The sequence below is a fragment of the Niallia yueguangensis genome (assembly GCF_052663115.1).
Genome location: NZ_JBQTCX010000011.1, coordinates 19213 through 33789, shown reverse-complemented (window position 1 = coordinate 33789; position 14577 = coordinate 19213). Strand labels below are relative to the sequence as shown.

General features: G+C 35.2%; 11 protein-coding genes. 2 read left to right on the top strand and 9 right to left on the bottom strand.

Annotated features, from left to right (window positions below; translation table 11 throughout):
- Positions 1-57: 57 nt before the first annotated feature.
- Positions 58-1002 carry an LCP family protein gene (locus ACTYA4_RS11860; protein WP_443481759.1) on the bottom strand — a complete coding sequence of 315 codons (945 nt, stop codon included), beginning with the start codon at positions 1000-1002 and terminating at the stop codon, positions 58-60.
- Between the two features lie 345 nt (positions 1003-1347).
- Positions 1348-3333: a S9 family peptidase gene (locus tag ACTYA4_RS11855; RefSeq protein WP_443481758.1), complete on the bottom strand. Its 1986-nt coding sequence runs from the start codon at positions 3331-3333 to the stop codon at positions 1348-1350.
- 530 nt (positions 3334-3863) lie between these two features.
- On the opposite strand from ACTYA4_RS11855, the gene ACTYA4_RS11850 reads away from it, so the two are divergent.
- Positions 3864-4250: a YhjD family protein gene (locus ACTYA4_RS11850; RefSeq protein ID WP_443481757.1), complete on the top strand. Its 387-nt coding sequence runs from the start codon at positions 3864-3866 to the stop codon at positions 4248-4250.
- Here ACTYA4_RS11850 and ACTYA4_RS11845 read toward each other — a convergent pair.
- Complete coding sequence (locus tag ACTYA4_RS11845) at positions 4247-4801, bottom strand: competence protein ComK (protein ID WP_443481756.1); 555 nt, start codon at positions 4799-4801, stop codon at positions 4247-4249. The genes ACTYA4_RS11850 and ACTYA4_RS11845 overlap by 4 nt on opposite strands.
- Positions 4802-4987: 186 nt before the next feature.
- On the opposite strand from ACTYA4_RS11845, the gene ACTYA4_RS11840 reads away from it, so the two are divergent.
- On the top strand, positions 4988-5221 hold the full coding sequence (locus tag ACTYA4_RS11840) for an IDEAL domain-containing protein (protein ID WP_443481755.1): 234 nt from the start codon (positions 4988-4990) through the stop codon (positions 5219-5221).
- A 600-nt stretch (positions 5222-5821) separates the two neighbouring features.
- On the opposite strand, the gene ACTYA4_RS11835 is transcribed toward ACTYA4_RS11840, so the two are convergent.
- The 6 genes from ACTYA4_RS11835 to hemE form a co-directional block, all read right to left on the bottom strand.
- Positions 5822-7099 (bottom strand): M48 family metallopeptidase, encoded by a 1278-nt coding sequence (locus ACTYA4_RS11835; RefSeq protein ID WP_443481754.1) that lies wholly within the window; start codon positions 7097-7099, stop codon positions 5822-5824.
- Between the two features lie 238 nt (positions 7100-7337).
- A complete protein-coding gene (gene lplA / locus ACTYA4_RS11830; protein ID WP_443481753.1) occupies positions 7338-8327 on the bottom strand; it encodes a lipoate--protein ligase in 990 nt (329 codons plus the stop codon).
- A gap of 788 nt (positions 8328-9115) precedes the next feature.
- Positions 9116-11323, bottom strand: a complete 2208-nt coding sequence (locus ACTYA4_RS11825) for a YhgE/Pip family protein (protein WP_443481752.1) — start codon at positions 11321-11323, stop codon at positions 9116-9118.
- A gap of 70 nt (positions 11324-11393) precedes the next feature.
- Entirely contained in the window at positions 11394-11966 is a 573-nt protein-coding gene (locus ACTYA4_RS11820) for a TetR/AcrR family transcriptional regulator (RefSeq protein WP_443481751.1), read from the bottom strand.
- Between the two features lie 293 nt (positions 11967-12259).
- Positions 12260-13201, bottom strand: coding sequence for a ferrochelatase (gene hemH / locus ACTYA4_RS11815; protein WP_443481750.1), 942 nt, complete (start codon positions 13199-13201; stop codon positions 12260-12262).
- A gap of 30 nt (positions 13202-13231) precedes the next feature.
- Positions 13232-14281, bottom strand: coding sequence for a uroporphyrinogen decarboxylase (gene hemE / locus ACTYA4_RS11810; RefSeq protein WP_445505661.1), 1050 nt, complete (start codon positions 14279-14281; stop codon positions 13232-13234).
- Positions 14282-14577 lie beyond the last annotated feature (296 nt).

Below are 14577 nucleotides of genomic sequence, written 5' to 3'. Positions count from 1 at the left end.
AACTCCTTGCCACTCTTTACATAATCATTTGTGTATACTGGAATGCAAAAAATGCGTTCACTCTGCTAGAAATGCTTCTATCGCTTGTCTGTTTTGCTCTAAATCAACACTTAATACAGCCGCACCATTTACTGTTGTATTTTGAAATGTGCCATCTACAGGTATTCTTAACGATTCAACCTCTACATCCCTTTTTGTAATTAACTTATTTCCTACAACTATTAAATCTTTCGTATCCATGTCTGTGTTAATATAAGGCATCATAACACCTACAAGCTTTGGAAATTTGGCAACAGTTTGTACACTTGAAACCTGTGATGCTAGTGCTTTTAATGTTTTTTGCTGTCTTTCTACCCTTCCGAAGTCTGAGATGGCGTCATGGCGGAAGCGAACATATCCAAGCAATTGCTTTCCATTCAAGTTTTGCAAACCTGGTTCTAACGTAACACCTATATTTTTCGACATTTTCTTTTCTACATCTATCTCTACTCCATCTGGAAAAGCTTCATTAATCAATTCTTCAAATCCCTTAAAATTAACAATGGCATAATACTGCAAATCAATATTTAAATTTTCTTTTATCGTCTTTCTTAACAATTCGGGACCTTCTATACTAAATGCAGAGTTAATGCGACCTTGTCCATGTCCAGGAATATTTACATACATATCCCTCATTAAAGAAATAATTTTATATGTACCTTTGTCTGGATGATATTGTGCAATCATGATTGTGTCTGTTCGCGAATGTTTGTCTCCTTCACGTGCATCACTTCCTAACAAAAGGATATTCGTTCCACCATACTGGTCTTTTTCCCCATTAAATTCATAGTTGACCTTTTTACCGGCTCCATTCGCCATCGATTGCTTAACACCTTGTTTATATTGAAAATAACTATATGCTGCTGTCACCATTAAGAAGAAAATAACAAGTACAAAGAACACTCTCCCTTTTCTCAGCCTTCTTTTTTTACGCTTGCTTTTCTTATATTCTACTCTCTCCATCCCCATTTTTTTCCTTTCTTAATTCTTATTCTATTTATATAAGATCATTTATTGACCGAGTATATTTTTCATCCTGTTATAAACAATTCTTACCTTTACTTAACGTAAATACACTTTTTTTCTTCTCGAAAACCAAATTTATTTCTATTCGCATAAAAATAAATTGAATAGTTCTTTTTACTATCATATCAGAAAATACTCTTGACATCATTTTTTCTTCCTTTCCTTTAATAAAAAGGGCTGTCTAAAAGCCCTTAAAAATTGAAAAATCCACAGGAAAATAATTTTCCACGTGGATTTTTTTGTTTATATATTTGCATCCTTGTCACTTAAGGAAAGGGAGTGTCAGAAATACTCTTTAAACCAATTATTAATATAGTTTAACCTACTGATGCGCAGTGTTGGTTTTCCGCTTCTTGACAACTCATGGTTTGACTCAGGAAAACGAATAAATTTAGTTATTTTCTTTTGCCTTTTTAGCGCAATAAATAATTGTTCTGCCTGCTCAATTGGACAACGATAATCTTTTTCTCCATGCAAAATTAATAGCGGTGTTTCCATTTGATCGATATAGGCAAGGGGTGAATGTTTCCATAATGTTTCAATATCATTTAAATCTGCTTTTATTTGCCATTCGGAAAAATAATAGCCAATATCACTTACCCCATAAAAACTAATCCAATTTGAAATAGAACGTTGTGTGACAGCTGCTTTGAAACGATTCGTTTTCCCTATAATCCAATTTGTCATAAAGCCGCCATAACTTCCACCCGTCACTCCTAAACGTGTTTCGTCAATAAAATCATAGTTTGCTACTACATAATCTACTGCAGCCATCACATCTTCATAATCTTTTCCGCCATAATCACCTCTAACGGCATCAACAAACTGCTGACCATATCCATGACTTCCTCGTGGATTCATATATAAAACAGCATAGCCATTAGCAGTCAATGTTTGAAACTCATGAAAATAAGTGTTTGCATACATTGCATGGGGGCCACCATGAATTTCAAGGACAAGAGGATACTTTTCTCCCTCTTTAAAACCAACTGGCTTCATGAGCCATCCATTTAATTGCCAACCATCATTTGCATGGAACTGGATAGGTTCTGTATCAGCAAGGCTATATTCTTCTAAAAATTCACTATTAACATCTGTTAATTGTGTTAGTTCACCAGTTTCTAAGTTTAATAAAAATAAGTCTCCCGGATAGGTTGGTTTGCTGATTGCAACAACTGCTTGCTTTAAGCTTCCGCCTGTCGAAAGTCCATATACATGCTGGTTATCCATTAAAGACGGATAAACAGCGCCTGACACATTTCCAAAATAGACGATTGTATTTCCATGATCGCTGGCTATAAATGTAAAGCTCTCATTATCCGCCCCCCATAATATACCTGGCGTCACACTTCCTTGTTGGAAATCACCAACTACCGAATCTCCAACCTGTACATCCCATTCAGCTGTTAAGCATTGTAACTCGTCTATTTCTACATCGTATAGCCATAATTTAGACAATGTTGCATTCTCATACTCTCTTTCGTTGCCAATCAACCCGATTTTTTGACTATTTGGCGACCATGTTGCATCTTTAAAATACCCTGTACCACTCGTTATTTTTTTCCACACTTTTGTTTCCACTTCGTATAAATACACATCAGAAACAAAACTGAAGTCTTTTTCTTTACTTAAATTCGCAGAAACCGCTAAATATTTCCCATTCGGTGACCAGCTTTGTAACAAATAATCATTTTCTCCAGATGTAATTTCCTTTACCTCACCTGAATGAATATCTACAACAGCTATATGCTGAAAGCTTCCATCCCAAAATCCTGTACCGTCTGATTTGTATTTCATTTTGTCCACTTCTAAAGGAACGAATTTTTTTTCTGCTTCTTTTTTACTTTCTTTATCTTGTATACTATCATTTTTGCCAATTGTTGTTTGGAAGGCAATCTCCCTGCCGTTTGGTGACCAAACAGGATTTGTTGCACCATTCTTCACAAAAGTGAGTTGTTTCGCTTCCCCACCATTGCGGTTTAATATATACAGCTGGTTTTTTCCTGTCCGATTGGAAACAAAAACAATTTGTTTCCCGTCTGGCGACCATTTTGGTGAGTGGTTTCGAGCTTCACCAAATGTCCACTGAACTGCTTCTTCTTTTTTTTCTATATTTTTATAATAAATATTTGAATAATATGCATCCTTTTCTTCCGAGATAGATGTCACAACAAACAAACATTCTTTCCCATCAGCAGTTACTTGTGGATCAACAACTGATTTTAGATGATATAAATTCTCTGCAGCAATTTTCTTTTTTTCGCTCATCCCATTCTTCCTTCCATATGTATGTTACCTATTATTTCGACAATTGAAATAATATCCCTTCACATCTCTTGAATTTTCTTTTAAAAATAGGCTGTTTTCGTATAAATTGTTGCTTTTAAACGCGCAGCCTGCATACACTTCGCTTTCCGTGGGCGAGCGTCGAGCCTCCTCGTCGCATACGCTCCTGTGGGGTCTCGTCTTTCTCGCATTCCCACAGGAGTCTACGTGTATTCAGTCTGCTGAGTACTTCTGCTCCCATTTTTTTACGTATAAAACAACAAACTTTGAGAAAACAGCCTAAAAATATCACTATACTAATGTTGCATACAAAACTCCCATGAAGACTCGTGCCTTGTCTCCACCATCTAACAAGAAAAAGGCAGATTCTAACCTAATAAAGGCGGCGTGAGAGGAAACTGGATGCCGGTTCCAATTACCACATATTGCCTACTTGAAAGAGAAAAAGAATTCATGTATCATATAAACAGAACATTTGTTCTGAATGTGATAAAAAGGAGTTGATTGATGTTATGACTCGCATCCCTGAAAAAGAAAGACATATTATGGAACAAGCAATTTATCTGCCAATGCTTTTAACTATACTTAATCGCGATCTTCTTGTTATAGAAAACAGCAGCTTTAAATTAAAACAGCCCTATATTGAACTTGTAGAAATCACGATGAAGACGATACAAACGGAGTTAAAAAAAACGAAGGCTTATATGAAAAATCACAATATGAAGATTCAAGAAACGAAACGGGATGATGCTTTTACGATGTTTTTATTCTTATACAATGGATATGAAGAATACCATAATTATTTTAATCCCCGCCTACGAAATAAGGTACAAGAATTATTGCAATTCTATTTATATAAACGATATACCATGGATACGATGCCAGAGATTATTACTTAATAAAGCTTATCTTTCTCAGATTTTTTGTAGTCATTTTCATTATTTTCGTAAAGAAATAATGTCTTTTGTATTTTATTCTGATTATAATTGATTACATTTTGCAAAGAGTTTGCTCTCATCATTTGATTATTAAGTGAATGCATCGAGATGCTAACGGATATTTGTTGTTGATTTCTAAAGATGACAAGAGTTTTTAATGGCGCAATTTTCTTCTTAGCTAAAATGTTATGTAAGGAAATCCAAACACAAGAAGAATTTGATGGCGAATGTGTAGGAAAAAAATAAATCGAATGGAGGGAGTCAATAACAATTGGTAGTTTATAATTATAGTTCATTAAGGCCCGAGTAGCATCCCTTCTTCCATCGTATGAAGAACCTAAAAACATACAACTTCTTTTTACAATGGTAGTAGGACATAAGATACAAAAAAATATATTCGGTCCTTCATATATTTTTGAATAAATTTTACCTTCCTGTGTAATAAAAGGCTCAATGGCAAGCGTATGAAAGTTGATTTCATACATTATTAAAATGTCTTTTAAATCCTCCATATTAAAGTCAACTCCTTTTTTTAATATGCAAACATAATAGCACTAAACTCCCAATAAATGTGTAATAGCACTAAATTTTCTCAATTTATTCATACTTTATTATTATTTTCTAAATATTTTTAAAATTAAATTGATATTTTTTTCATTCTTCCATATAATATTAAAAAGGTATCAGGGGTGAGTTTTATGAATGAAAAGTCGTACACTGAGTTAACGAAGTTAAGTACTATGAAAAAAAGCAAAGCAAAAGAAACTTATGTGATGGACCTCTACATTGATATGCTGCTTTCAGAAATCCAATTAAACATGGAAAAAGCAAGTTTAATGACCCTCATTGATAAAGCCATCGACGAACGCAACAAAGAAAAATTTAGTGAATTAAGCTTCCAGTTCAATCAATTATGTAAGCGCTTTGGATAATAAGAAAAACGGAAGCGCCCTGCTTAAACCTCTTGTCTCAAAAAGTGCTCTTTACTTTTAGAGACAAGAGGTTATCTTCACAGGAGCTAGACAGTTATCTAACTTTCAAAATTTTATGCTTTCTTATCTTCTAAAAAAGAAGGTGCCCTTTTACCAAGTGATTGATAACTTGATAAAAGGACACCTTCTTTTTTATAGGCTACCCTGAAAATAAGCTTTGTTAAAAGGGGTTTTCCGAAGCTTATCGCTCGCTTTCCGCGGGGCGAGCGCCGAGCCTCCTCGTCACTTTGCTCCTGCGGGGTCTCGCCTGTCTCGCTAATCCCGCAGGAGTCGAGCGAACGCTTCTCCAAACCAACATCATTCTTAGCTCTAACTCCTTCTATCTTCACGCTGAATGAACACTACTTATTTTCATCCCACATGGTGCGAATTTTGGGTGTCTCTGTTAAACGATAATGTTTTTTATAGGAAGGGAATCTACTAGACTCCTGCGGAAAAACGGGCTGGCAAGACCCCGCCGGAAAGGGAGTGGATTCCCTACCTTTTGAAAATCAACCATGGAATTTAACAGAGCCTTTTTATAAGCAAAATAACCAAATATTATTTGCTGCTGTTTTTTTGTAAAATACTCGCTTCTTCTAAAGTAGTAATTCTTTCTAGCATGGTTGGGTGATTATAACGAAATACTTTTACTAAAAACGGAGGATTCACTTCACTTAATCCAGACTTCGTTAACTTTTGAAAAGTTGATATACCTGCATCCGTATCTTTTGTTAAAGAAATAGCATATTGATCTGCTCTTTTTTCCTCGTATCTTGATATAGTGTTGGTGACAGGGCTTACTAAAAAAAAGAGCAGCGAAATTAATGCCAGCATTAATGGCAAAGAATGTATCTGTTCTACTTTCCTTATTTTTAAAGCTTTTCCCCATTTTTCTACAATGATGTGCATGAGTTTATAAATAACATATAAACCAATAAAAGATAAGCTTAAGGAAAGAGCAATTCCTATATAAATATGTTTTTCCACATAATGCGCCATTTCATGTGCCATCACAAACAGGATTTCTTTATCTTTTAATTTCGTTAATGTTGTATCCCAGAGAACAATTCTAGCATTGCTGCCAATCCCTGTAACATAAGCATTTAATGCATTTGTTTTATCAGACATATTTACTTCAAAAACATGTTCTGCCGGTATATTAGACTGTTTTGCCAAAGCTAGTATTTTTGTTTCGAGCTCCTTATTTTTTAAAGGCGTAAAATCATTATATAGCGGATCAATTACCACCGGCTGAATAAACATAATAAATAAAGTAAATGGAACAGAAAGCAGCCAGGCATATAACCACCAGCGTTTCGTACTTTTATTCATCAGCCAATAAAGAACCAATACAATAATAAATAAAAACCCAAAGTTCACCCAAAAATCAATCAACTCATCTTTTATCCAGGAGGTAAAGCTTTGCGTCGAAATGTTATATGTCTTTGCTAATGTATAACTACAGTAACTTAACGGAAAGCTTACAATAAATGCCGTTACACTCAGCCAAAATAAATAAATTCCCTTTTGCAGAAATGGAAATTTAACTGAAGCCTCTCCCCATTTTTGAAAAGATTTGGACAATCCAAACAATAAAATAAATATATAAAGAACCCAATCAAACGGAGTAGATATAAAGAATAGAAAGTTGCGTATTTTCGAGTACTCTTCACTAAGCGTGAGTTCTCTGCTATTTAAAAAAGTCGCTGGATCTGCTGCTGATCCCTGATATTCAAATGGCAGCGTGATGTGAGAATGGTAAAAAAGGTACCAATAAAAAAATAAACCGTACACCACATAAAATAAAGCGGTATAAAACCCAATTTTTCTAGCCATTCTTTCCCTCCTAACCTGAACAACCTCTATTAATTATTAGTCCAAAATTTTCTGTTTAGAACTAGAAATTGTCAAAATGCCAAGAAAGAACATCAGAACAAAAGCGCAAGCGTGTTGAACAGCTCTGAAGCTAGACAATTGTCAGACTTCAGAATTACATTAAGCTGATCACAACTCGTAACAATATCTAAAGCACTCCTTCTAGCTAGTAATCCAACCAATGGACAAAAAAAATTACTTAATAAATAAGATGCAAAAAGTCTTCTCTCGATACATTACCAAAATAATGTTTGATAGGTGTTTCCTCTAATGCCTTTTCTAACTCTGTCCGATCATAACGAATTCCAACTAACCTATTTTCTATATCTGCAACATTCCCGGCACCAAAGAAATCCCCATAAATTTTACAGTTTTTTATTACTCCTCGTGTTACCTCAAAACGTACATCAATTTGTCCAATAGGAAAACGATGAGAGTGCTGCAAATTAAATTTAGGAGATTTCCCATAGTTCCAATCCCAAATTTGGTAGCGTTCTTTAGAAAGGGCATAGATTTTTTCCCAATCCTCATCTGTCAATATATATTCTTGAATATTTTCTTCTCCTTCAAAAATATGAATTAAGATTAACTTACGAAATTCTTCAATAGTAATTTTTCTAGTAAGAAATTCCGTAATATTAGCCACACGGCCTCTTACTGATTTAATACCTTTTGATTCAATTTTGTCTTTTTTTACTTTCAGCGCAGAAACAATATGATCCATCTTTGAGTCAAAAAGCAGTGTGCCATGACTAAACATTCTCCCTCTTGTTGCAAATTGAGCGTTCCCTGATATTTTTTTTCCTTCAACAAGCAAATCATTACGGCCGCTTAATTCTGCATTGACCCCCATGCTTTGTAAAGCGTTTACTACAGGTTCTGTAAACTTTCTAAAGTTATGAAAACTGTCGCCATCATCTTTTGTAATAAAACTAAAATTTAAATTACCTAAATCATGATAAACCGCTCCACCGCCTGATAACCTTCTTACTACATGGATTCCATTGGCTTCCACATATTCTGTATTAATTTCTTCAATCGTATTTTGATTTTTTCCGATGATAATAGACGGTTCATTAATATAAAATAGTAGATAACTCTCATTAATATCTAAATTTTTTACTGCATATTCTTCTATCGCTAAATTAATACGTGGATCCGTGATTCCTTTATTATCTATAAAAAGCATTTTGGCACCCCTCTTATCCATGTTTCAAGTCTCTTAGCTCTAATAGTAACATAACTCTATTAATAGAGGTTGTTCAAAAAGTACGGGAACCATTTCTGTCGAATCTCTTCGTTACGTCGTTCCTTCAGTTCTCATGTAATAAACTGCCTATGTTCCGGGCTCCGCCCCAATGTCATCAAGCTAAATTTCAAAAAACAGGAAAATAAGCATCTAATTAGGAAGTAAGGGTTTCCGTTCTGTTCTCCAAGGCTTTCCACGGGGCGAGCGCCGAGCCTCCTCGTCGCTTTGCTCCTGTGGGGTCTCGTCTGTCTCGCTAATCCCGTAGGAGTCGAGCGGACGCCTCTCCAAACAAATTGGGTATTTCTTTTACATAAAGGGTATCTAATTCCATGATATTTCATAGTTTGAAGTTTATGGAATCTTAAGTTGATGACATCGGGCTCCGATCTTCTCCGCTCTGATTAACTCCTATTCAAATACACTTATCGGAATATTCTTACTTTTTTTACTATAACGGATTTTATAATGCTGCTTCACTTTATTACGATTATTTCATAAAATCGACAATATTTATAAGAAAAGCGGAAGCGCCTTGAACAGCTCTGAAGAAAAATGTTCACATGACTCAAAAAGTGCTTTTTACTTTTAGAGGCATGGGGTTATTTTTCACAAGGGCTAGGCGCTGAAGCTAGACACCCGTCAGATTTCAGTAAATTTATGCTTTCTTATTTCGTCAAAAAGAGCCAGACCTGTATAAAAAAGTCTGACCCTTTAACAAATAGTTTATTCTAGTCCACAGCAAGCTCCCCATATTTACGTCTAAAAGATACGACAAAGTAAGAAATAGTGCCAATAATAAATACAATTGGATAAATGGCAAGAATAGAAGCATTATGCCACATAAACGTGAAATCTCCGCTTGAAATAACCGCTTTTAAGCCTGCAACTGAATAAGACATTGGCAATATGGCATGCACATGCTGCAAGGTATTAGGAATTAATTCAAGTGGGAATGTACCAGCACTTGTTGTTAATTGAAAAATTAATAAAAGTATAACAAGAAACCGGCCTGGATTTCCGAGTAATGTCACACAAAATTGAATAATCGAGAAAAACACCATACTAACAATAATTGTAAATAAAATAAACAGCGGAACACTTTGCACTTCTATTCCCAATACTTCTAGTAAAACAAAGGAGGCAACAAGCGCCTGTAAAGTTCCAACTACTATCAATATTACGGTTTTACTTAAAAACCAGTTTATTCCGTTTTTTGGTATTCCTTCTGGTTCGTTAAAGGAGAATACAATCGATAGCATTAAAGCACCGACAAATAATCCTAAAGAGATAAAATATGGAGCTAATCCAGTACCATAGTTTGGCACATCCGTTAACTTTTCATCACTGACTTTTACTGGTTCTGCCATCATATTATACGTTTTATCATCAGAATGAATAGAACTTGCATCATTCGCTCCATCGGTAAGTTTGCCAGAAAGTTCTTTACTGCCATCCAACAAAGAACTCGTGCCTTGTGATAATTCTTTTGAACCATTTTTTAATTGGTTAGTTCCATTTGATAAAGCATTAGATCCCGTTTCCAAGGTATTCATGCCTGTTAATAGAGACTGCATCCCACCCACAAGATCTTTTGAACCTACCGTTGCTTTTGAAAATTCTGATGTGTACTTGTTCATGCCAGCAACAAATTGTTTCTGTCCTGCCACTTGCTGCTGTGAGCCGTCTTTCAGCTGAGCGCTGCCATCTGCCAATTGGTTAACACCAGTCTGCAGTTTTTCATGTCCTTGATTCAGCTCTGTTAGTCCGGAAGATAGGCTTTCCCCACCAGCAGCCAACTGATTGGCACCTTGAGCAAGCTCCTCTGTATTATTTGAAATAGATGCACTTCCATCAACAAGCCCTTGAATAGCTGCCATTAATTCATTTTGTTTATCTTCTGGCAATCCTTGCAATAAAGGCAGCATCGATTGAATCGTTTCCTGCAGCTGTTTTGTACCAGCATTTAACTGTTTTGCTCCTTCTGCTAACTCCGCTGATTTACTGCTCCAATTTTTCAAGTTTTCTGAAAGAGAATCCGAGCCTTGTTTTAATGAATTTGTTCCACCTATTAGCGACGGAATACTGCCTTTTAATGTATTTATCCCCTCATTTGTTTGAGAAATGCCATTTAAAATAGCTTGATCTCCATCTTGTAATTTTGTGGAAGCATTAGCAAGGTTCTGTTGACCATTTTGCAGCTGGCCTAAGCCTCCTGCTAAGTTTTCAGCACCATTTAAGAGTTTTTTTGCACCTGAATTTGCAGAAGAAACCCCTTGGTTAAACTCAATAGATTTTTCAGCAAGTGTGGCAAGATTATCATAAACCTCTTTAGAACCAGCATTTACTTTTGATGTTCCTTGTTCTAATTCTTTGGCACCTGTACTTGCATTTTTAAGTCCATCTGCCATTTCACCAATATGATCAAAAACGGACTTAGCGTATGTCTTTGTTATTTCTTTACTTACACTCTCCTTTATTCTTTCCATCGCTGAATTTCCAATTTGTGAGGAAATAAAATTATATCCTGGATTAGAAACATAAACTAAATCTAATTTTTTCGGATCATCATCTAAAAGTGTTGTCGCGTTTTTAGAAAAATCTTTTGGAATTTCAATAAGCATGTAGTACTTTTGATTTTTTAAATTTTGATAGCCTTCTTTTTTATTCACAAATGTAAAGGCAAATTCATCATTCTCTTTTAAATTTTCCACTAAATCCTTCCCAAGCTCCAGCTTCTCGTTATTCATTTCTGCGCCGCTGTCTTCATTTACTACAGCAACTGGAAGCTTTTCTAAATTACCGTATGGATCCCAAAATGCCCATAAATAAACGCCTGAATAAAGAATTGGAATAAAAATAATAGCCATAATAGAGATAAGCTTCATTCTATTTTTAAGAATCGAAGATAGTTCTGCTTTTAATAAACTTTGTTTCATTTCCTTCCACTCCGTTTCTATTGACCGAATTGGTCGAATAGTCATTTTTATTTATTAAAAGAGGATTATCTTAAACGGACAATCCTTTCAATAACGTATTTTCAAATAGCACTGCAATTTCTTCTGCATCAAGAGGGGAATGATTCCTCTCCCAATCAAAAATAAGCGCCACATATAATTTAAAGATCATAAAAGCGATTACCTCAGTATCACACTGTTTTAATTCTCCTTTATCAATCGCTTCCTGAACACGCATTTTAATATACTGAATAACAGCATTTCCCAGTCGCTCTAATACTTCTTTTACTTCCAATGTCCCCATCTCATTTTGCTCCTGAAAAAGCTTGATAGTCAGCTGATGTTGTCTGCGAAACTCCAGCATTTTTATTACGGCAGTATGCATATTTTCTATAAAACGATGCTCTGGATGAAAAGATTCATCTGCCGCTTCTTTCATTTCTTGTATCAATCCTGTAATAATTTCGGAAAAAAGCTCTTCCTTATTTTTAAAAAAAGTATAAATGGTACCCTTACCAACATTTGCGATTTTAGCAACTTGATCCATCGTTGTCGCTTTATAGCCAAACATCGTAAAAGATTTAGCTGCTGCATCAATAATTTGCTTCCTGCGATCCACCGCCAAAAAAATCACCTCCGAAAATAGAAAAGTGGAAAATACCTATTGTCTCATTCCTATTATGCTTAATAAATGTATTTTTAAAAAATGACCAAAATACCATTTCAGTCATTTAGTACAAATAAAAATATACTATATCCTTTTCTCTCTTGCAAGAAGAAAAGGCGGCATTCAATAAATTTAGAAAATGTTAGATACAAACATCATAAATCCAACAATAAAATGCCCAAAAGATTTCTATATAAAATCCCTTGGGCATTGTTCATTGCTTTATTGTTCGCACTTCTAAAGTAAAGCTGTTAATTAGCATGTACTGTTAATTTATTGAAAACAACGGTAGAAAGCACCTTAATAAATTCCGGCTGGGCATTTGGCATTGCTGGTCTGTAATATTTAGCACCAACCTCTTTTGCTGCCGCCAAGCATTCATAGTCATTATCATAAAGAACCTCTAAATGGTCGGATACAAATCCAGCAGGTACATATACAAAAGCTTTATATCCGTGTTTTTTATGCAAATCTTTTGTTAAATCCTGAACATCAGGTCCAAGCCATGGATCTGGTGTATTCCCTGCACTTTGCCAGCCAATATAATAAGCAGATACACCAGCTTCTTTTGCAATAAGATCTGCCGTTTCTTTTAACTGATTTGGATAAGGATCCCCAGATTGAAGAATTTTCTCTGGCAAACTATGTGCCGACACAATTAAAGCAGCGTTTTCTCTTTCCTCCATTGGCATGTTGCGATAAACTTCTTTTACTTTTTCCGCCCAGTAATGAATAAATTTCGGCTCCTTATACCAGCTTTCAATACTATGAATCGTAAGTCCACCTAATTTATCTGCCATTTCTTTCGCACGGCCGTTGTAAGATTTAATGCTGAATGTCGAGAAATGAGGAGCAAGCACAATGCTGACTGCTTCTGTAATACCGTCTTCATGCATACTTGTAACAGCGTCCTCCACAAAAGGCTCTATATGTTTTAACCCTAAATACATTTTAAATTCGATTTCATCTTGCATCTCATTTAAATAGGATTCTAAGCTTTTGGCTTGTTCCAACGTAATTTTAGCTAAAGGAGAAATACCACCGATTGCTTCATAACGGCTTTTCAAATCATTTAGCATCTCATCGGTAGGTCTTCTGCCGTGGCGAATATGTGTATAATATCTTTCTATATCTTCCTCCTTATACGGAGTACCATATGCCATCACTAAAAGCCCAACTTGTTTTTTGCTCATATTATCACTCTTTCAGTAGTCAGTTTATACTTATTTCTTCTTTATAGCTTCTGCTGAATATTCATGTACAAATGCAGTTAATCTTTTTAAAACTGCAGGATTCACATCAGGGAATACACCATGTCCTAAATTAAAAATAAATCCTTTTTGTTGTATCCCTTGATCTATAATATCCTTGGCTCTTTCTTCAATTACTTCCCAAGGTGCCAAAAGAACAGCAGGATCTAAATTCCCTTGTACCGCTTTTGTTATTCCTTTTTCCTTTGCTTCTTTAATGGATAAACGCCAATCTAACCCAACAACGTCTAAAGGCAAGTCATTCCATTCCAGCGCTAAGTGACTTGCACCTACTCCATGCATGATTAAAGGAACTTGCTCTTCTTTTAATGCTGAAAAAATCTTTGCCATAATTGGTTTAATAAAAATGCGGTAATCTTCGACATTTAATGCACCAACCCATGAATCAAAAATTTGAATAGCATTCGCTCCGGCTTTAATTTGTGCTTTTGCATAAGTGACTACCATATCGCCCAGTTTTTCCATAAGAGCAAACCATGCTTCTGGTTCAGCATACATAAATGCTTTTGTTTTATGATAGTTTTTCGACGGACCTCCCTCAATCATATAACTCGCAAGTGTAAATGGAGCTCCCGAAAAACCTATCAAAGGTACCGTAAGCTGTTCTGTTGTTAATAGTTTTATTGTATCCAATACGTAAGCAATATCCTTCTCTGGCTGCAGCACCCCTAATTTCTCTACATCTTGAAAAGATTGTATCGGGTTCGCAATAACAGGTCCGATTCCTGATTGTATTTCGACATCGACGCCAATTGCAGGCAGTGGTGTCATAATATCTTTATACAAGACGGCTGCGTCCACATCATATTGATCAACAGGAAGCTTTGTAACGTAGGCGCAAAGCTCTGGCTGATGGGTAATTTCAAAAAGGGAGTATTTTTCCTTAATTGCTCGATATTCTGGCTGAGACCGTCCAGCTTGACGCATATACCAAACAGGAACAAATTCAGTTTCTTCTCCCTTGGCTGCTTTTAAAAATGTATGTTGAAATTTTTTGCTCATATTTAATATGTCCACCTTTCCGATGCATATAGTGATATTGTATTATATAAAATCTGAAATAAAAAACAAGAACATTGTAATCATTACTAAATTATAATATTTATAAATAAAATTGCAAATAAAAAAGAATGTCTTATGGATGAGACACCCTGTAAAAACGTTTACTATTATACAAAATTGTATAGTTAAAAGATATATCAACTATATATCCTTTCTACTATCGTTGTATAGATAACCTTCAATTTTGTCACAAAATAGACGCATTTATCTGTTGAAACTTTATGAAAAAAGGATAA

What these genes read in the sequence shown, in the direction of transcription:
- ACTYA4_RS11860 (WP_443481759.1), bottom strand. Translation starts at nt 1,002, where the DNA reads ATGGAGAGAGTAGAATATAAGAAAAGCAAGCGTAAAAAAAGAAGGCTG.
- ACTYA4_RS11855 (WP_443481758.1), bottom strand. Translation starts at nt 3,333, where the DNA reads ATGAGCGAAAAAAAGAAAATTGCTGCAGAGAATTTATATCATCTAAAA.
- ACTYA4_RS11850 (WP_443481757.1), top strand. Translation starts at nt 3,864, where the DNA reads ATGACTCGCATCCCTGAAAAAGAAAGACATATTATGGAACAAGCAATT.
- ACTYA4_RS11845 (WP_443481756.1), bottom strand. Translation starts at nt 4,801, where the DNA reads ATGGAGGATTTAAAAGACATTTTAATAATGTATGAAATCAACTTTCAT.
- ACTYA4_RS11840 (WP_443481755.1), top strand. Translation starts at nt 4,988, where the DNA reads ATGAATGAAAAGTCGTACACTGAGTTAACGAAGTTAAGTACTATGAAA.
- ACTYA4_RS11835 (WP_443481754.1), bottom strand. Translation starts at nt 7,099, where the DNA reads ATGGCTAGAAAAATTGGGTTTTATACCGCTTTATTTTATGTGGTGTAC.
- lplA (WP_443481753.1), bottom strand. Translation starts at nt 8,327, where the DNA reads ATGCTTTTTATAGATAATAAAGGAATCACGGATCCACGTATTAATTTA.
- ACTYA4_RS11825 (WP_443481752.1), bottom strand. Translation starts at nt 11,323, where the DNA reads ATGAAACAAAGTTTATTAAAAGCAGAACTATCTTCGATTCTTAAAAAT.
- hemH (WP_443481750.1), bottom strand. Translation starts at nt 13,201, where the DNA reads ATGAGCAAAAAACAAGTTGGGCTTTTAGTGATGGCATATGGTACTCCG.
- hemE (WP_445505661.1), bottom strand. Translation starts at nt 14,281, where the DNA reads ATGAGCAAAAAATTTCAACATACATTTTTAAAAGCAGCCAAGGGAGAA.